Source organism: Oerskovia flava, from assembly GCF_026163685.1.
Classification (GTDB): Bacteria; Actinomycetota; Actinomycetes; order Actinomycetales; family Cellulomonadaceae; genus Oerskovia_A; species Oerskovia_A flava.
In genome coordinates, this window is sequence record NZ_JAOXSR010000010.1 from 93132 (window position 1) to 110087 (window position 16956).

Consider the following 16956-nt stretch of genomic DNA (forward strand, 5'->3'; position numbering starts at 1 on the left):
GTCATGGTGCGATGCACGAGGTCGTGTTGCGATGGAGGAGTTCTCCCACCCTTCGTACAGTGGAGCGGTGAGCCAGGAGCCCAGCGGGTCCTCGGCCGTCGAGGAGCTGGACAGCCTCCTGCTCGACGCCCGCTACACCATGCCGCGACCTCGTCCGGGGACGGTGAGCCGGCGCGGGCTCATCGACACCGCGCGCTCGAGCGGGCGCCCCGTCGTCGCGGTCACCGCACCGGCGGGGTACGGCAAGTCGACGTTGCTCGCCGAGTGGGGCTCGCTCGACGAGCGCCCCGTCGTGTGGGTGTCGCTCGAGCACCGGGACGACAACCCGCAGGCCCTGCTGACGGTGCTCGCCACCGCGTTCTCCCGCGCTCTCGACGGTCAGAACGGCCTGGCGACCGACATGCTCGGCTCCGACGCGTCGCTGCTCGGCAGGGCGGCGCCCCGGCTGGCGTCGGCGCTGCGCCGGAGCCAGCGGCCCTTCCTCCTCGTCCTCGACGACCTCCACGAGCTCCGGTCCGCGGGGTGCCACGACGTCCTCGGCCTGGTGATCGGTGCGATCCCGCACGGATCACAGCTCGTGACGGCCAGCCGTGACGAGCAGCCGCACCTGCCCCGGCTGCGCGCGGCGGACGAGGCGGTCGAGATCCTCGCGACCGACCTCGCGCTCGACGTCGCCGCGACGGCGCACGTCCTCGCAGCGGCGCAGGTGCCGGCGGGCCAGGAGATCGCGACGGCCGTCGCGGAGCGGACCGAGGGCTGGCCCGTCGGCGTGCATCTTGCCGCGCTCATCGCCCGCGACGACAGCGGGCACGCCGTCACGGGCACGGACCGCTTCATCGCCGACTACCTGCAGCGCGAGGCTTTCAGCAGGCTCCCGACGGCGACCCGCACGTTCCTGCGTCGCACCAGCGTCCTGGACGAGCTCTCCGCACCGCTGTGCAACGCGGTCCTGGGCGCGCACGACTCGCAGGCGCACCTGCGACGCCTGGAGGCGGCGAGCACGTTCCTCGTCCCGCTCGACCGGCGTCGCGAGTGGTTCCGGTACCACGCGCTCTTCCGGGAGTTCCTGCTGGGCGAGCTGATGACGGTCGAACCCGAGCACGCCGACGAGCTGCGGGTGCGCGCGGCCGACTGGTTCGAGGCGAACGGCTCCCCCGCCCGCGCCGTCGAGCAGCTGCTCGCCACCCCCGACCGGGGGCGGTGCGTCCTGCTCGTGACGCGGATCGTCATGTCCCTGTTCCGACGCGGGGAGATCGCCACCACCGACCGGTGGCTGACCGCGCTCGGCGACGACGTGATCTCGGGCTATCCCCCGCTCGCGGTGCTCGCCGGGTACGTCGCGGTCTACGAGGGCCGGCCGCTCGACGCGGAGCGGTGGGGGGCGTTCGTGGACGCGGCGTCGTTCACCGGGAAGCCCGCCGACGGCACCGCGTCGTTCGACTCGGCCCGCGCCATGTACCGCGCGCTGCGCTGCCCAGAAGGGCCCCAGCAGATGCTCGCCGACACGCACCTCGCCCTCCAGGAGGAAGCAGCGTGGAGCCCGTGGCGCGACTCCGCCCTCACCTTGAGCGGCGAGGCGCACCTCCTCGTGGGCGACCCCGAGGGCGGTGCGCGGCAGCTCGAGCAGGCCGTGGAGGCCGCCCTCGCGCTCGGTCACGCCGACACCCTCGTCGTGAGCGAAGCCCAGCTCGCGCACCTCGACATGGACCGGGGCCGGTGGGACCGCGCGCAGGAACGCGTCGAACGGGCGCTGCGCACGATCGAGCGGGACCGGATGGAGGACTACCCGACGAGCGCGCTCGCGTTCGCCGCCGCGGCGCGCCTGTCGCTCCACCACGGCGAGCCCACCCGGACCCAGCACGACCTCACCCGCGGGATGCGTGCCCGCACGCTGTGCTCGTACGCGTTCCCGACCCTCGCGGTCCGGGTGCGCCTGCACCTGGCCAGGACGAGCCGGGCCACCGCCGACGCCCCGGCCGCTCGCCACCTGCTGCGGGAGGTCGACGACGTGCTCCTGCACCGCCCCGACCTGGGCCTGCTCACCGACGCCGTCGACACGCTGCGCGGCGAGCTCGACGGCGACGGGCGCGCCGGAGCCTCCGGCGGCGGCCCCCCGCTCACACCCGCCGAGCTACGGCTCCTGCCGTACCTGCAGACCCACCTGACGATCCGGGAGATCGGCGAGCGGCTGTTCGTCTCGCGCAACACCGCCAGCTCGGAGATCGGCTCGATCTACCGCAAACTCGGCGTGTCCTCGCGCAGCGACGCCGTCCGTCTCGCCGTCGCGCGGGGCCTGCTCGGCGAGTGAGGCGTCACCCGGGCGGCTCCAGCAGATCGTGGCCGAGCGCGAGCGCGAGCTTCGGCGCTGCGGCGACGGCGCTGGGGAGCCCGACGATCGGGACGGTCGCCGCCAGCACGTCGACGATCTCCGCCGTGGTGACGCCCGCGCTCAGGGCGTCGTCGACCTCTTTGCCGTACGTCGGCTCGGCGCCGCCGACGGCGATGAGAGCGGCCAGCCGGACGAGCGCGAGCGACCTCGGGTCGAGCACGGTCGACTCGAACGCCGCGTCGTCGAGCCGGTCGTCGTTGATCACGAAGTGCCGCAACCGGTCGGTGTAGTCCACGGGCCCGCCTCTTCGATCGCCAGGGTTCACGTGCGCCTCCAGTGACGCACGCGCACCGCCCGACCCGCATCACACCGATCACATGAACCGGAGGCCCGGACGGCGTTCATGCGTTCTGCATGACGACGAGCAGCACGCGACCGCCGCAGGATGAGCGGGGAGGCCGGGCCCGGCCGCGCCATCCGTCCTGGGCGGACGCCCACCAGGACGGCGGACGCCCACCAAGAAGAAGGAGAGCGGACCATGACACAGGACCTCGACGACCTGCAGGAGATCGGTCCCATCGACTACCTGGTCGTGGAACTCCCGGTCGAGGGCATGACCGGGGAAGCGTTCCCCGAGCTGGTCTCCCTCGTCGACCGCGGGCTGATCCGCATCCTCGACTTCGCCCTCGTCCGCCGGGAGCACGACGGCGGCCTGGTCGCGATCGCGCTCGACGAGCTCGCCGACGGGTCCATGGACCTCGCCGTCTTCGAGGGCGCCGGTTCCGGGCTCCTCGGCGACGACGACCTCGGCGAGGCAGCGAACGCGATCGAGCCGGGGCGGGCGGCAGCCGTCCTCGTCTACGAGAACGTCTGGGCAGCGCCGTTCGCGACGGCGCTGCGACGCACCGGGGCGCAGCTCGTGGCGAGCGGACGCATCCCCGTGCAGGCTTTCCTCGCCGCGCTCGACGCCGCCGAGTCGAACACCTGACACCGACGACCACCCCCGCCGCCGACCCACCACCCCACGACCACCAGAAGAGGACATCTCATGCCAGGACTCATCCGCGGTGTCGCACGCACCGCTGCTATCGCCGGGACCGCCACCGCCGTCTCCAACCGCGTCTCACGTCGGCAGGCCGGCCGCTGGGCCGCCCAGGAAGCCCCGCCGCAGGCCGCCCCGCCTGCGTACAGCGCACCACCTCCCGTCTACAGCGCGCCGCCCGCTCCCGCCGCTCCCCCGGCAGCGGACATGGACGCCAAGATCGCGCAGCTCACCCAGCTCGCGGCACTGCGCGACCAGGGAGTGCTCACGCCCGCCGAGTTCGAGGCCCAGAAGGCACAGATCCTGGGCGGCTGACCCGACAGCCCCGAGCAGCCACCAGGTCCCGGGGCGCAGGTCACGTCGTTGGGCCCTGCCTGGTGCGCCAGCAGCCCACTACGATGTACCCGCGCCCCGATAGCTCAATGGATAGAGCAACGGCCTTCTAATCCGTAGGTTGCAGGTTCGAGTCCTGCTCGGGGCACTTAGTGGCGGAGTTCGAGTTCCTCGTGTGCCTCAGGGGCGAGGGATGCAGACCGGCCGAGGCCGCGAGCGGATGTCAGGCCTCTCCGTCGAGCAACAGGAGGAGTTCTCTCTCGCCATGAAGTACACCAACTCGATCGAGATCGCCCTGCCGCGAGAGAGAGTGGCCCAGCTGCTCGCCGACCCGGTACACCTGCCGATGTGGCTGCGAGGCGTGGTGCTGCACGAGCCCGTGAAGGGGATGCACGGGCAGCTCGGAACCACGTCGCGGGTCGTGATGCAGTCGGGGAAGCGGGAGATGGAACTCCTCGAGACGATCACACGCCGGGATCCGGTGGACCTGCACGGGATCCCCCGAGACGTCGTCGTTCACTTCGACCGCGAGACAGTCGGCCCGGGCATGTGGAGCGATGTTCGTGACCAGCTGACCGAAGCCACTCCAGAGACGACTCTCTGGAAGAGCGACAGCGAGTACCGGTTCAGCGGTCTGCTGATGCGGCTGATGGGGCGTGTGATGCCCGGCGCCTTCCACAAGCAGTCTCAGCAGCACATGGAGGACTTCAAGGCGTTCGCCGAACACGGGAAGGATGTCCGCGACGGGTGAACTGGCTCACGGCTCGTGCTGGACCTCCTCGCCACCCATTCGCGGGGTGCCGCGATGGACGGCGGCACGTTGGCGTGCTTCCTGCAGCGGTCGTGCGTCAGCCCACGGCCTTTTTCACCAGCCCGGTGATCGACTTCTCGACCTGGTCGTCGATCTTGGTCACGGCGAACGACGTGGGCCACAGGCCGCTGTTGTCGTCGAGGTCTGCCGCCGTGGTGAAGCCCAGCGTGGAGTAGCGCTCGCCGTCGACGTGCCCGCTGCGGAAGAAGCACACGACCTTGCCCTTCTTCGCGTAGGCGGGCTGCCCGTACCAGAGCTTCGGTGACAGCTCGGGGGCAGTCTTGGTGACGACGGCGTGGATGCGCTCGGCCACCGCACGGTCGGAGGGTTCCATCTCGGCGATCTTCGACAGCACGTCGAGCTCGTCGGCGGCCTTCTTGTTTCCGCGACCGCGGCTCGCCTCCTCCTTCAGCTCCGCGGCGCGCTGCTTCATGGCGGCACGTTCGGCCTCGGAGAACCCTCCCGTGCTGCTCTTCTCACTGGTCCGTGGGCTCATGACCGGCACCCTCCTGGTCTCACTCGTGGCTTGAGGTGGTCCTCACGCTAGTTCGACCCGGTGGGCCGGCACTTCTCGATTCCTGACCGGCACCTGGGTGTCCGCAGTCGGAGCTCACCCTCGGGCGGTCGACGCGCTGATCGCGGCGACCGCGCTCGCGGCGGCGACGGCGGCGGCCGTCCTGGCGACCGCCGAGGAGACCGCCTCGGGTCCCCACTGCCCGCGCTCGATCTCCTTGGCGCGGGTCACGGTCACCGAGTGCCAGGGCAGGGGCGGGCGGAGCGAGGGCATCGCACCGCTGGCCGAGAGCAGCCCGATGATCGCGGCGGTGCGCGGGTCGGGCGCCTCGCCGTCCTCGAGCACCCGACGGATCCTGGCCCGCAGCTCGGTCTCGTGCTGCTCGTCGGCCGCCGGGAACCGCGTGCTGCGGAAGATGCCGAGCACCCGCCTCTCCTCGCGTCGCAGCAGCCCGCGCTCGGTGAGCCGCTGGACCACCACCCGCCACAGGTCGGCGCCGATCGCGACGAGCAGCGGCTGCACACGCTGGGTCTTCTCGGCGATCGTGTCGTACGCCGCCTGCAGGAGCGGGTCGGGCAGCGGGCCGTCGCCGGCCGGTAGGACGCGGGGGCCGTTCAGGATCCCGGAGTCGTCGGTCTGCACCCGGCCGAGCAGCGCGAGCTCGGTGAGCACCGCGCCGCCCAGCGTGTAGTAGAGGGTGCCGGCCCCCTGGACGGACGCTCCGTCGTCGTCCGTGAGGAGCAGCATGAGGTCGTCGACGATCAGCAGGTCGGTCGAGTCGGGCGCCGTCTCGCGGGTCATCGCCGGGGCTCCCACCGGAACATGTTCGCGGCGAGCGCGACCGCGACCACGACCCACGCGAGGGTCGGCGCCAGCAGGAACAGCGAGTCGGTCAACGCGACCCCACCGTCCCAGGCGTTGACGACCAGCTCGGTCGCGGCCCCGCCGGGCAGCAGGCGCTTGAGCAGCGTGAGGCTCTCGGTCCCGGTGATCGCGACCCAGTTCACGACGGCGATGATCCCCAGGCTCAGGGGCAGCGTGGTGACCTGCGCGTGCTCGGGCGAGCGCGTCACACCGGCCGTGGCCATGCCGAGGGCGAGCATCATGACGAACGACGCGAGGATCGCCACCACGAGGAGCGCGATGTCCGCGGGCCGCTCGCTGATGACCGCGAACACCACCAGGATCACCGAGACCTGGACGAGCGAGATCGCCGAGACCGGGAGCATCTGCCCGGAGAGGATGGACGCGTCACCGGCCGCGGTGGACCGCAACCGCTTGAGGAACAGGTCCTGCCGGCGGGCGGCCAGCGTGGTCACGGTCGTGGCGTAGAGGCTGAACGCGCCGATGGTGAAGGCGATCACCGCGGCGATGTACCCGAGACTGCCGATCCGCTCGAACGTGTCGCGGTAGTGGACGAAGAAGGCGCTGGCCGCCGCGGGCATGAAGAGGCTGGCGATCAGGACGGCCCGGTTGCGGAAGATCTGGATGAGCTCGCTGTGCGCGATGGGAAGCATGGGGGTTTCCTCCTCGAGGGATTGTCAGGACGCGGTCTGGCCCGCGCCGATGGCGCGGAAGACGTCGTCCAGCCGGGTCGGGGCGGCCTGCAGGCCCTGCAGCTCGACGGTGTGGTCGTGCGCCCAGTCGAGCAGCGTCTTGAGGTCCTCCTGCAGGGTGAAGGTCTCGATGGCGTACGAGCGGTCGGCGAGTGGCGCGGACTGCAGCGGCGGCGCCGGGGCGTCGCGCGGCAGGGAGAACTGGATCGACGCGGGCAGGGTCCTGGTCAGGTCGGACACGGTGCCCTGGTGGACGAACGCGCCGTCGTGCATCAGTCCGATGCGGTCGGCACGCTGCTGCGCCTCCTCCAGGTAGTGGGTCGTCAGCACGATGGTGGAGCCGTCCTGCAGGAGCTGCTGGACGGCGTCCCAGAGGGCGTCGCGGGACGCGATGTCGAGCCCGGTGGTGGGTTCGTCGAGGACGATCAGCTCGGGACGCCCGTAGACGGCGGTCGCGAAGTCGAGCCGACGCTTCTCGCCCCCGGAGAGCTGGGACACCCGGGTGTCGGCCTTGCGCGTCAGGTCGACGATGCCGAGCACCCGGTCGACCGTGTCCTCGCGGCCGGAGAGCCGGCCGACGAGCCGGACCGACTCGGCGACGGTGAGGTCGGGCGAGAACCCGCTCTCCTGGAGCATGATCCCCATCCGCGGGCGCACGGCGCCGCGGTCGGTCGGGCTCTTGCCGAAGACGCGCACGTCGCCCGAGGACGCCTTGCGGTGCCCTTCGATGACCTCGAGCGTCGAGGTCTTGCCGGACCCGTTGGTCCCGAGGAGCGCGTAGAGCTCGCCTTGCTCGACATGGAACGACAGGTCCTTGACGGCGTGGAAGTCGCCGTAGGAGAGGTTGAGGGTGTCGACGTCGATGACGGTGGAGGTGGAGATGGCTGGTCTGGTGGACATGCCTCCATCGAACGGGTTTCCGCCCCGCGCGCCCAGTGAGGTGGCGTCACCGGCTGGGTGTGACGTTCCTGCGCCGGTACCCATGACACAGCGTCACTCGCGGCCGCACCGACCGGGCCCGATACTGGGGAACGACACCGTCCCCTCCCGTAGGCTCACCCATGGAATCTCGTCCAGACCGCCCGGAGCCTTCGCCGCGGCAGTTCCGCACCATCAACCTCTCGATGATCCTGCCGCTGATCGCCGCGGTCGGTGTGCTCCTCATCGCGCGACAGGCGCAGACGTGGCTGGATGCCGCCGTGCTGGGGCTGGGTCTCGCGGCAGCGCTGCTCGCGTTCGAGCGGTGGACGGCCGGCGAGCTGGAGCGCGTCGCGATCCCCTGCCTGGTCGTGGCCGCCGCGGTCTGGCCCTACGGTGCGCTCGTCGTCGACGGCGAGAACCAGTCCGCGTACTACTCCCTCGGCATCGTCGCGTCGCTCACGGTCCCCCAGCTGCCGCGACGACGAGCCGCCGTCGCGGTCGTGGTGACCGCGTACGTGGCCGCGGTCGGCGCGGTGGCTCTGGCCACCACCCCCGACGCCGGGACGAGCCAGCTGATCTCCGACATCATCATCCCGACCGGCTTCACCGCTGTCGTGATCAGCCTGCGGTTCCCCAACAAGCACTTCTACGACGTGGTGGAGCAGCTCGAGGAGTCGCGGGAGCGCGAGGCCGAGCTGGCGGTCGTCCGTGAGCGGGTGCGCTTCGCCAGCGACCTGCACGACATCCAGGGACACACCCTGCACGTGGTGAAGCTGAAGATCGCCCTGGCACAGAAGCTGCTCCGCACCGACACCGACCGCGTCGAGCAGGAGCTGCGAGAAATGTACGCCCTGGTCGGCGACACGATCGCGCAGACCAAGGAGCTCGCGTACGGGCAGCGCACGCTCAACCTCTCCGCAGAGCTGGAGAACGCGAGAAACCTGCTGGAGGCGGCGGGCATCCACGTCGTCGTCGACCGGCGCGACGAGCTCGGCGGGCGTTCCGTCGGCATGCTGGCGCAGGTGCTGCGCGAGACGACGACCAACATCCTGCGGCACTCGCGCGCGACGCACGTCCGCATCACGCTCACCGGGAACGGGATCACGGTCGTCAACGACGGCACGGGCCGCGACGATCTGCCGGAGCTCCGCGGGCTCGCGGCCCTCGCACGCCGGGTCTCGGACGAGGGGGGCGAGCTCACCGTCCGGCTGGAGCACGGGCGATTCCTCACGGCGGCGCAGTTCACGCCGGAGTCGCCCGACAGATCGACGACGGCCGCGACACCGCTGCCCAGCGCGACCACGACGGAGGCGGAGCGATGACGACCGTGGTGCTGGCCGACGACGAGGCGCTGCTCCGCAAGGCGCTCGCCTCCCTGCTCCCCCTGGAGGGGGACATCACGGTGCTGGCAGAAGCCGTCGACGGAGCAGAGGCGGTCAGCGCCACGCTCACCCACCGACCGGACGTCCTGGTCGTCGACCTGGAGATGCCCGGCGTCGACGGCCTCGAGGCCCTCGCCGAGATCCGCCGGGAGCTCCCGGACCAGGTGGTCCTCATGCTCACCCGTCACGCCCGGCCGGGTGTCCTGCGCAGCGCCCTGCGTCTGGGCGTCCAGGGCTTTGCGAGCAAGTCCGCCGAGCCGAGCCACCTCGCCGCGGTCATCGCCACGCTGCACGGCGGCGGCCGGTGGATCGACCAGGACGTCTCCGCCGCAGCGATCGTCGACGACTCCCCGCTGACCGATCGCGAGATCGACGTGCTCCGTGTGACCGGCGCAGGGTATTCGGTCGCTGAGATCGCGTCCCAGCTGCACCTGGCTCCTGGCACGGTGCGCAACTACCTGTCGAGCGCCATGCAGAAGACGCAGACCAGCACCCGGCACGCAGCCGCCCGCTACGCGCGGGAGCACGACTGGCTGTAGCCCCTCAGGGGCAGGAGCGGGCCCCCTCGGCACCGGGTGGGATGTCGAGCAGGCGGCGACCATGCGCACCGACGCCGGGTTCGCCGAGGTCGAGGAGAAGGTGGTGGCGGAGGACCCGTTCAACGCGTTCGTCGTCGCCCGACCCTGACCCGACACCCCCCACGACATGACAAGCGTGCTTGACACCGACTCCTGGTGTCAAGCACGCTTGTCATGTCACGTCCGCACGACCACACGAGGAATCCCATGAGGAACGACGTCCGCGAGCTCCGGCTGGAGGCAGGTCTGTCCCAGCGCGAGCTGGCGAGCGCCCTGGGTGTCTCGCGGCAGACGGTCAACTCCATCGAGACCGGCCGCTACGACCCCTCGCTGACCCTGGCGATCACGATCGCCCACCACTTCCACCGCGCCGTCGAGGAGATCTTCCATGTCGACTGACCAGTACTCCACCACGCAGAAGGCGCTCAGCCTCGCGATCCTGCTCGTGACGCTGTCGGCGCTGACCGTCACCGGCCTGCTGCTCCGCGAGCACGGCCCCGGGAACATGGGCACGGGGTTCCTGCAGGGTGCGGCGGTCGGCGCGCTCGGCGTCTGCGTCGTCGCGTGGCGCGTCGGCCGCAGGCCGGACAGCACGACGACGTTCGAGCGGGCGTGGACCCGGACCGGGGACGAACGTGACGACGCGGTCCTCACCCGCGCCCTGGCCGTGCTCGGGCTGGCCTCCGTGCCGCTCACGTGCGCGACGGTCGTCGCCCTCGGCTTCGGGGCACCCGTCGAGGTCGTCGTCGGGCTGCTCCTTCTCGCCGAGATCACGGTCGGCACCGTCGCCTTCGTCGTGATCAGCAGGCGTTCCTGACCGACCGGAACGCTCGCGTGTCCGACGCGGTGAGCGTCACGGACGTCCGGTCCCGCAGGTGGCGGTCAGCAGGTCGCGGTCGGCCTGGCGGGTCAGCAGTCGCCGGGCCTCGTCGAGGCCGACCCACCGGGCGTCGTCGACCTCCCGGCCGGGCGTGAACCCGAGGTCGTCGACGACGCTCATGCGCCAGTAGTGCACGTGCTTGGGCCGGTCGGTCTCGTCGTGGTACGTGACACGGGCGAGGTGCTCGCCGAGCGCGCACCGCAGCGCGGTCTCCTCCTCGACCTCGCGCACCGCGGTCGCGGAGAGCTCCTCGCCGGGGTCGACCTTTCCCTTCGGGAAGGACCAGTCGTCGTACTTGGGCCGGTGGATGATCATGACCTCGGTGCCCGACGGCGTCGCTCGGGTCACGATCCCGCCGGCGGCCAAGACCCCGGCAGCGGGGTCAGCAGGTGGTGCGCTCTGCGCGGTCCGATCGCTCGTGCGGGCGCTCATGGTGCGAGGATCCCTCTCTTGCCGTCGTGCTTGACGAGCTCGAACCGGGTGACGGTGTCCGCGAGGTCGACGAGCTCGTCGGGCGCCGTGCGGCCGGTGATGACGACGCTGGTGCCGGGGGCGCGCGAGCGCAGGGTGGCCACGACGTCGTCGAGGTCGAGCCAGCCGCCGTCGAGCGCGTGCGTGAGCTCGTCGAGGACGAGCAGGCTCGGGCCCGGTCGCCCGAGCACGTCGCGTGCGCGGTCCCACGCGTCGGCCGCCACCTGCGCGGTGTCGAGACCGCCCCAGGTCAGGTCCGGGGAGAGCACCGGCCAGTCGATCCCGAGGTCGGCCGCGCGCGAGATCTCCGCCGCGTTCCAGGCGCCGCCCTTGAGGAACTGGACGACCGTCGTCGGCCAGCCCGAGCCGCGGGCGCGGACCGCGTACCCGACGGCGGCGGCGGACTTGCCCCAGCCCTCACCGCAGAACAGCATGACGATCCCGTTCGCCGGCCTCGGCCGGGCGCTCCTGCCCACCATCGCTGGTCCTTCCTCGCACGGTCGCGCGAGGTCGGGCGCCGAAGACCAGCACCCCGTCCGGGTCGATGTCGACCCGCGCGGCCTCGCCGCGCTCGAGCCTACGGTCGCTCGCGAGGACCAGAGAACCGGCGTCCCCGAGGGACAGCCGCACGCGGTACGTCCACCCCTCGAAGACGCACGCGGTGACGGTCCCCGCGACGGCGGCGTCCGCCCCGCCGAGCCGCACGGCGTCGGGGTGCACGTAGGCGCGGGCCGCGTCACCCGGTGCACCGGTCGTGGCGTCCTGCCCGCAGTCCCGCCCGACGAGCGTGCGACCCCCTGCGCTCCCCCGCGCCGTGCCGTCGGCGACCGCGTGGGCGTCGTCGAGCACGAGGACCGACGAGAAGCCCGCGAGGTTCGCGGTCCAGCCCGAGCGGGGCCGCGCGAAGATGCCGTGCGGGGTGTCGAGCTGCACGACCCTGCCCTGGTGCAGGACGAGGATGCGGTCGGCGAGCGCGAGCGCCTCGCTGACGTCGTGGGTCACGTACAGCGCGGTGGTGCCCAGACCGGCCAGGAGCACCGACAGCTCCTCGCGCATGGTCGCGCGCAGCTGCACGTCGAGGTTGGACAGCGGCTCGTCGAGAAGCAGCAGGTCGGGTGACGTGGCCAGGGCGCGGGCGATCGCGACCCGCTGCTGCTGGCCGCCCGAGATCTCCGCGGGCAGCCGGTCCTCGAGCCCGCCGAGGCGCAGGAACTCCACGAGGTGGTCGACGCGCGCGGTCCGTTCGCGCTCGGGCACCCGGTGGGCGCCGAACCTCAGGCCGTACCCGACGATGTCCCGCACCCGCAGGTGAGGCCACAGCGCGTAGTCCTGGAAGACCATGTTGACGCCGCGGCGCTCGGGCGCGACGACGTGACCCGGGCGGGACAGCACCCGGTCGCCGAGGCGCACCTGCCCGGCGTCGGGCATCTCGAGACCCGCGACGAGCCGCAGGAGCGTCGACTTGCCGCAGCCCGAGGGTCCCAGCACGCACAGCGTGCTGCCGGGCTCGATCGAGACCGAGACGTCGTCGAGCGCGGGCACGTCGCCGCCGTAGGACTTGGTGAGGGAGTCGACGTCGACCGGGACGCCGACGTCGGTGGGGCTCGTCATGAGCGGGACTCCTTGTCTGCAGGGACGGGGGTGCGCAAGAGCCACCGGCCCGTGCGGGTGGCGAGCGCTGCGACCGCCACGAGGACCGTGGCCGCGACGACGGCACCGGCCGTCGCGTAGCCGTACCGCCCGCGGTCGAACTCCGTGAGGATCTCGACGGGCAGCGTGGTGAAGCTCGGCGGGGCGAGCATGGTCGTCGCGGCGAGGTCGAAGAAGCTCGAGGCGAGCACGGCCGCGAACGCCGACACGGTCGCCGCGGCGACGATCGGGAGCAGGACCGTGCGCAGCCGCGTGCCCAGCCCGACGCCGCTCAGGGCTGCTGCGGCGAAGAACGAGGCGGGCACCTGGGCGAACGCGCCGAGCTGCAGCCGGACCGCGACCGGCAGCGCGGACGCGACGGCGGCGAGCACGAGCAGCACCGGCCGGCCGTACAGGTCCAGGCCGACGGCCGCGAGCGCCGGCTGGTTCCACACGAAGATGTAGCCGACGGCCAGCACGATGCCGGGGACGGCGAGCGCGACGGTCCCGGCGAGGTCGATGAACGCGCGGGCCCCGGAGCGGGTGTGCGTGAGCACGGCGGCGACGAGGAAGCCGAGGACGGTGGTCGCGACCGCGGCCGTCAGGGCGACGCCGAGCGAGTTCGCCGCGCCCTCGAGGATGCGGCTGCCGCCGGAGAACACCTCGGCGTAGTGCTCGAGGGTGAAGTTCTGGGGCGAGAGCCCGCCGAACGTCGACCGGGAGAGCGAGACCTGCAGGGACGACCCGAGCGGGATGCCGAGCACGAGGAGCAGGACGCCGGCCGTGAGCGTGGTCCACACCCAGGGGCGGCGCGCGGGCGGGGGGCTGACGCGCTCGGCCCGCCCGGTGAGGAAGTCGAACCGCGAGCGCCGCAGGACCCGCAGGTACAGGACGATGGCGACCGCGAGGATGACGACAAGGTAGAACGACAGCACTCCCCCGAGGTCGAACCGTACGGGGCTCTGCCGCACGGACGCGTAGATGGAGTAGGGCAGCGTGGGGAAGCTGTAGGACGTCGAGAGCGCGGCCGGGAGGCCGAAGTCCCCGAGGACGTCGACGAAGACGAGGATCGCCCCCGACAGGACGGCCGGGGCGAGCAGCGGCAGGCGGACGGTGCGCAGCACGGTCCAGGGGCTCGCTCCGCTCAGGGCGGCGGCCTGCCGGTAGGACCCGTCGTCCCAGCGCAGCGCGGCCGCGGTCGCGAGGTACGCGAGCGGGTACTGGGTGAGGCTCATGACGACGACGAGACCGCCCGGGGACAGCACGAGCGGCGCCACCCAGTCGGCGCCGACGGTGTGGGCGGCGACCCCGCTGGGCGAGGCGAACAGCACCCAGCCCTGCGCGAGGATGAACGACGGGCTGACCAGCAGGGTCCACGCCGCGGCGTCGAGCGCCCGCGCCCCGGGGAAGGCCACCGTGTGGCGCAGCAGTGCCAGGCCGGAGCCGAGGGCGCCGCCGAGGACCATGGCACCTGCGGCGAGGGTCAGCGAGTTGCGCAGGCTGGCCTGCCACAGGGGGCGCTCGGTGATCTCCAGGAGCAGGCCCGGGCGCACCGACCAGTCCGCGCCCAGGCCGAGGCCGGGCGCGACGCCCTGCACGAGCACCGCGGCCAGCGGCAGCCCCACGAGCACGGCCAGGACGACGACGAGCCCGGCGCTGAGCAGGCTCTCGGCGCCCGGCCGCCGCAGGACCTGACGTCGGACACCCGGCCCCTGCGGGTCCGGGCGCCGGACGGCCGGGGGCGCGGAGGTCGGCGCGCTCACCCGGCCGACCGGTTCGCGAACCAGTCCTTGATGTCGACCTCGTTGTCGGCCGCGAACCGGCCGTCGGTGACGAGGAGGACCCCGTCGTCGGGCCGGGCGTCCGGCAGGGACGACGTGTCGGTGCCGGTGACGAACGGCGTGATGATGCCGTCGTCGCCGCCGTCGGCCATGAGCGTGCCCATCGTCTCGGGGGTGAGCAGCCAGTCGACGAGCTGCTGCGCGGCGCACGGGCGCGGCGTGTCGGCGCTGATCGCGACCCCGCGCACGACGGCGGGCGCACCCTCGTCGGGCCAGACGAAGTCGACCGACTCGCCGGCCTCCAGCAGGCCGTAGACGTTCTGCTCCTGCAGCAGGGCGATCTCGATCTCGCCGGAGGCGAGCGCCTGCCCGACGGGGCCGTTCTTCGGGTAGGTGTTCAGGCCCCGGTCGCCCAGGGCGTCGAAGTACTCCTGCGCGCCGTCGGTGCCGAGGTCCTCGTAGAACCAGGACACGATCGGGTACGCAGGCGCGGCGACGGCCGGGTCGGCCATGCCGAGCGGCCCGGGGCCCGGCTCGGCGAGCTCGGCCCAGGTGCTGGGCGGGTCGGTGACCGCCGCGGTGTTGTAGGCGATGACGGCGGCGGCGTGCTGGCTCAGCGGCAGCCACGCGTTGTCGTCGGGGGCGATCCCCGCGCCGGCCTCGTCGAGGTTGTCGCGACCGAGCGACGTCCACCCGGTCCGCAGCCGGCCCTCGTCCGCGAGCGCCTGCAGGCTGCCGTGCCCGTCGAGCACGACCACGTCCCACTGCGGGTTGTTCGCCTCGGCGGCGATGCGCGCGAGGATCTCCCCGCCGCCGATGTCGGCGATCTCGGTCTCGATGCCGGCCTCCTGGGTGAACGTGTCGCTGAGCAGCTCGCCCCACGGGTTGAGGTAGATGCGCAGCGGTCCCTCCTCCGGGGTGCACGTCGCCGAGTCGATCGTCGCGGCGTCCGCGGACGGCTCGCCCGTCGTGCTCTCGGCCGGGGTGCACGCGCCGAGGGCGAGTGCGGCGATCCCTGCCGCGCCGACGGCGGCCGTCGTCATCCTGCGTGCCACGGGGTTTCCTCCTGGTGTCGTGGGGCACCGGTACCGGTGCCCGCCTCGTCGCGCCGTGGGGCGCAGGACCACGGTGGCGAGCGCGGACGAACCGTGCCGTACCGCCAGTCAACAGGGGGCGGATCCCTGCACGAAGTTCTCGTGACCTCGCGAGCGCCCGGCGCCGAAGAGTTCATCGCGGCGTCGAGGTTCGGACACCGGCCCGTCACCGCGGCGCCATCTCCAGGGGGGTCCGGCCGGCGGTACGGGTGCCGCGTCGCGGCGTCGGGCGGACTACGCTGTGCACAGCGTTCCGCACGTTCCGTCACGATCGTCCCGGGCACCAGGCTTGACCATCGATTGGTGTGCTGCCGACCGTCCTGTGGAGATACGATGTCGCGACGGCCGCGCGCGAGCCACTCCTGGCTGCTCGCCCGGGCCGCCACGACCAGCGAAGGATGACGATGACCGACGCAGCACCGCTCCAGCCCCCCGCAGCGACCGACACGCTGACGCTCACGGCTCCCGAGCCGGTGAAGCCGGTCGCCACCACGCAGGCGCCCGCGATGGCACCCCGGGTCGACGAGGCTGCCATCCCGGGTCTGGACGCCAAGGTCTCCTCCTACCTCGACTCCCTGCTGACCGCGGACGCGCGCTCGCCGGAGTTCGCGGCCAAGGCCAACGACGTGCGCACCATGGGCGACGCCGACATCCGCACGGCCGCCGACTCCTCCAACCGGCTCCTCGCGACGCCGGTGCGCCAGCTCAAGGAAGGCGGGCTGTCGGAGGGCTCGACCGTCGGGGCGACGCTGCTGGAGCTGCGCCGCACGGTCGAGGACCTCGACCCCAGCGAGGCGTCGACCGGCCGCAAGATCCTCGGCATCATCCCGTTCGGCGGCAAGATCCAGGACTACTTCCGCCGCTACGAGAGCGCCCAGTCGCAGCTCAACGCGATCATCAAGGCCCTGTACGACGGGCAGGACGAGCTGCGCAAGGACAACGCCGCGCTGAACCTCGAGAAGCAGAACCTCTGGGACACCATGGCCCGGCTCAACCAGTACATCTACGTCGCCGAGGGCCTGGACACCCAGCTGGCCGCGAAGATCGCCGAGCTGGACACGACCGACCCCGAGAAGGCCAAGGCGCTGCGCGAGGACGTCCTGTTCTACGTCCGCCAGAAGCACCAGGACCTGCTGACGCAGCTCGCGGTCTCGATCCAGGGCTACCTCGCGATCGACATCATCATCAAGAACAACATCGAGCTCATCAAGGGCGTCGACCGGGCCACCACGACGACGGTCTCCGCCCTGCGCACCGCGGTGATCGTCGCGCAGGCGCTCGCCAACCAGAAGCTCGTGCTCGACCAGATCACGGCGCTGAACACCACGACGTCGAACATGATCGCCTCGACCTCGAAGATGCTGGCCGACCAGTCCGCCACGATCCAGTCGCAGGCGGCCAGCGCCACGGTCGGCCTGCCGCAGCTCCAGCAGGCCTTCCAGAACATCTACGCGACGATGGACTCCATCGCGGACTTCAAGACCCAGGCGCTGGACTCCATGGCGCAGACCATCGGCGTGCTCGAGACCGAGACGACGAAGGCCCGCACCTACCTCGACCGCGTCGCGCAGAGCGACCAGACGGACGTCTCCAGCGGCGCGCTGGACCTCGGCAAGAGCTGAGGCGCAGCGCCAG

19 protein-coding genes and 1 tRNA gene are annotated in these 16956 nt (G+C 72.0%); 10 read left to right on the forward strand and 10 right to left on the reverse strand.

What is annotated here, in order from left to right:
- The first annotated feature begins 67 nt into the window (after positions 1–67).
- Complete coding sequence (locus OHL10_RS15495; protein WP_265523130.1) at positions 68–2308, forward strand: LuxR family transcriptional regulator; 2241 nt, start codon at positions 68–70, stop codon at positions 2306–2308.
- A gap of 4 nt (positions 2309–2312) precedes the next feature.
- Here the strand turns inward: OHL10_RS15495 and OHL10_RS15500 are convergent, their stop codons facing one another.
- On the reverse strand, positions 2313–2624 hold the full coding sequence (locus OHL10_RS15500; protein WP_265523131.1) for a carboxymuconolactone decarboxylase family protein: 312 nt from the start codon (positions 2622–2624) through the stop codon (positions 2313–2315).
- Positions 2625–2867: 243 nt separating this feature from the next.
- Here OHL10_RS15500 and OHL10_RS15505 point away from each other — a divergent pair, with 243 nt between their 5' ends.
- The 4 genes from OHL10_RS15505 to OHL10_RS15520 all read left to right on the forward strand — a co-directional run bounded on the left by OHL10_RS15505 (position 2868) and on the right by OHL10_RS15520 (position 4455).
- Complete coding sequence (locus OHL10_RS15505; protein WP_265523132.1) at positions 2868–3317, forward strand: DUF6325 family protein; 450 nt, start codon at positions 2868–2870, stop codon at positions 3315–3317.
- Positions 3318–3377: 60 nt separating this feature from the next.
- On the forward strand, positions 3378–3686 hold the full coding sequence (locus OHL10_RS15510) for an SHOCT domain-containing protein (protein WP_265523133.1): 309 nt from the start codon (positions 3378–3380) through the stop codon (positions 3684–3686).
- 93 nt (positions 3687–3779) lie between these two features.
- Positions 3780–3852, forward strand: a tRNA-Arg gene (locus OHL10_RS15515).
- A gap of 45 nt (positions 3853–3897) precedes the next feature.
- Positions 3898–4455 (forward strand): SRPBCC family protein, encoded by a 558-nt coding sequence (locus OHL10_RS15520; RefSeq protein WP_265523134.1) that lies wholly within the window; start codon positions 3898–3900, stop codon positions 4453–4455.
- A 97-nt stretch (positions 4456–4552) separates the two neighbouring features.
- On the opposite strand, the gene OHL10_RS15525 is transcribed toward OHL10_RS15520, so the two are convergent.
- From OHL10_RS15525 to OHL10_RS15540, 4 genes are all read right to left on the reverse strand, one after another.
- Entirely contained in the window at positions 4553–5011 is a 459-nt protein-coding gene (locus OHL10_RS15525; protein ID WP_265523135.1) for an iron chaperone, read from the reverse strand.
- Positions 5012–5125: 114 nt separating this feature from the next.
- The gene (locus OHL10_RS15530; RefSeq protein WP_265523136.1) at positions 5126–5830 is read right to left on the reverse strand and encodes a GOLPH3/VPS74 family protein; all 705 of its coding nucleotides are present in this window, start codon (positions 5828–5830) and stop codon (positions 5126–5128) included.
- Complete coding sequence (locus OHL10_RS15535; RefSeq protein WP_265523137.1) at positions 5827–6546, reverse strand: ABC transporter permease; 720 nt, start codon at positions 6544–6546, stop codon at positions 5827–5829. Before OHL10_RS15535 ends, OHL10_RS15530 begins: the two co-directional genes overlap by 4 nt.
- Positions 6547–6570: 24 nt before the next feature.
- Positions 6571–7485 carry an ABC transporter ATP-binding protein gene (locus OHL10_RS15540; protein WP_265523138.1) on the reverse strand — a complete coding sequence of 305 codons (915 nt, stop codon included), beginning with the start codon at positions 7483–7485 and terminating at the stop codon, positions 6571–6573.
- Between the two features lie 161 nt (positions 7486–7646).
- On the opposite strand from OHL10_RS15540, the gene OHL10_RS15545 reads away from it, so the two are divergent.
- The 4 genes from OHL10_RS15545 (at position 7647) to OHL10_RS15560 (ending at position 10283) form a co-directional block, all read left to right on the forward strand.
- Positions 7647–8828 carry a sensor histidine kinase gene (locus tag OHL10_RS15545; RefSeq protein ID WP_265523139.1) on the forward strand — a complete coding sequence of 394 codons (1182 nt, stop codon included), beginning with the start codon at positions 7647–7649 and terminating at the stop codon, positions 8826–8828.
- Entirely contained in the window at positions 8825–9427 is a 603-nt protein-coding gene (locus OHL10_RS15550) for a response regulator transcription factor (RefSeq protein WP_265523140.1), read from the forward strand. Before OHL10_RS15545 ends, OHL10_RS15550 begins: the two co-directional genes overlap by 4 nt.
- Before the next feature lie 246 nt (positions 9428–9673).
- On the forward strand, positions 9674–9865 hold the full coding sequence (locus OHL10_RS15555; RefSeq protein ID WP_265523141.1) for a helix-turn-helix transcriptional regulator: 192 nt from the start codon (positions 9674–9676) through the stop codon (positions 9863–9865).
- Positions 9855–10283, forward strand: a complete 429-nt coding sequence (locus OHL10_RS15560; protein ID WP_265523142.1) for a hypothetical protein — start codon at positions 9855–9857, stop codon at positions 10281–10283. Before OHL10_RS15555 ends, OHL10_RS15560 begins: the two co-directional genes overlap by 11 nt.
- Before the next feature lie 36 nt (positions 10284–10319).
- On the opposite strand, the gene OHL10_RS15565 is transcribed toward OHL10_RS15560, so the two are convergent.
- The 5 genes from OHL10_RS15565 to OHL10_RS15585 are packed head-to-tail and all read right to left on the reverse strand — an operon-like array spanning position 10320 to position 15282.
- Entirely contained in the window at positions 10320–10778 is a 459-nt protein-coding gene (locus OHL10_RS15565) for an NUDIX hydrolase (protein ID WP_265523143.1), read from the reverse strand.
- Entirely contained in the window at positions 10775–11296 is a 522-nt protein-coding gene (locus OHL10_RS15570) for a cob(I)yrinic acid a,c-diamide adenosyltransferase (protein WP_265523144.1), read from the reverse strand. The genes OHL10_RS15565 and OHL10_RS15570 overlap by 4 nt, the downstream gene beginning before the upstream one ends.
- Positions 11235–12428: an ABC transporter ATP-binding protein gene (locus OHL10_RS15575; protein WP_265523145.1), complete on the reverse strand. Its 1194-nt coding sequence runs from the start codon at positions 12426–12428 to the stop codon at positions 11235–11237. The genes OHL10_RS15570 and OHL10_RS15575 overlap by 62 nt, the downstream gene beginning before the upstream one ends.
- The gene (locus tag OHL10_RS15580; RefSeq protein ID WP_265523146.1) at positions 12425–14209 is read right to left on the reverse strand and encodes an ABC transporter permease; all 1785 of its coding nucleotides are present in this window, start codon (positions 14207–14209) and stop codon (positions 12425–12427) included. Before OHL10_RS15580 ends, OHL10_RS15575 begins: the two co-directional genes overlap by 4 nt.
- Entirely contained in the window at positions 14206–15282 is a 1077-nt protein-coding gene (locus OHL10_RS15585) for an ABC transporter substrate-binding protein (protein ID WP_265523147.1), read from the reverse strand. The genes OHL10_RS15580 and OHL10_RS15585 overlap by 4 nt, the downstream gene beginning before the upstream one ends.
- Before the next feature lie 443 nt (positions 15283–15725).
- Between OHL10_RS15585 and OHL10_RS15590 the strand changes: the two genes are divergently transcribed.
- The gene (locus OHL10_RS15590) at positions 15726–16943 is read left to right on the forward strand and encodes a toxic anion resistance protein (protein ID WP_265523148.1); all 1218 of its coding nucleotides are present in this window, start codon (positions 15726–15728) and stop codon (positions 16941–16943) included.
- Positions 16944–16956 lie beyond the last annotated feature (13 nt).

Coding starts and splice junctions, on each gene's coding strand:
- OHL10_RS15535 (WP_265523137.1), bottom strand. CDS start 6,546: ATGCTTCCCATCGCGCACAGCGAGCTCATCCAGATCTTCCGCAACCGG.
- OHL10_RS15565 (WP_265523143.1), bottom strand. CDS start 10,778: ATGAGCGCCCGCACGAGCGATCGGACCGCGCAGAGCGCACCACCTGCT.
- OHL10_RS15570 (WP_265523144.1), bottom strand. CDS start 11,296: ATGGTGGGCAGGAGCGCCCGGCCGAGGCCGGCGAACGGGATCGTCATG.
- OHL10_RS15505 (WP_265523132.1), top strand. CDS start 2,868: ATGACACAGGACCTCGACGACCTGCAGGAGATCGGTCCCATCGACTAC.
- OHL10_RS15530 (WP_265523136.1), bottom strand. CDS start 5,830: ATGACCCGCGAGACGGCGCCCGACTCGACCGACCTGCTGATCGTCGAC.
- OHL10_RS15545 (WP_265523139.1), top strand. CDS start 7,647: ATGGAATCTCGTCCAGACCGCCCGGAGCCTTCGCCGCGGCAGTTCCGC.
- OHL10_RS15525 (WP_265523135.1), bottom strand. CDS start 5,011: ATGAGCCCACGGACCAGTGAGAAGAGCAGCACGGGAGGGTTCTCCGAG.
- OHL10_RS15575 (WP_265523145.1), bottom strand. CDS start 12,428: ATGACGAGCCCCACCGACGTCGGCGTCCCGGTCGACGTCGACTCCCTC.
- OHL10_RS15510 (WP_265523133.1), top strand. CDS start 3,378: ATGCCAGGACTCATCCGCGGTGTCGCACGCACCGCTGCTATCGCCGGG.
- OHL10_RS15520 (WP_265523134.1), top strand. CDS start 3,898: ATGCAGACCGGCCGAGGCCGCGAGCGGATGTCAGGCCTCTCCGTCGAG.
- OHL10_RS15590 (WP_265523148.1), top strand. CDS start 15,726: ATGACCGACGCAGCACCGCTCCAGCCCCCCGCAGCGACCGACACGCTG.
- OHL10_RS15550 (WP_265523140.1), top strand. CDS start 8,825: ATGACGACCGTGGTGCTGGCCGACGACGAGGCGCTGCTCCGCAAGGCG.
- OHL10_RS15540 (WP_265523138.1), bottom strand. CDS start 7,485: ATGTCCACCAGACCAGCCATCTCCACCTCCACCGTCATCGACGTCGAC.
- OHL10_RS15560 (WP_265523142.1), top strand. CDS start 9,855: ATGTCGACTGACCAGTACTCCACCACGCAGAAGGCGCTCAGCCTCGCG.
- OHL10_RS15555 (WP_265523141.1), top strand. CDS start 9,674: ATGAGGAACGACGTCCGCGAGCTCCGGCTGGAGGCAGGTCTGTCCCAG.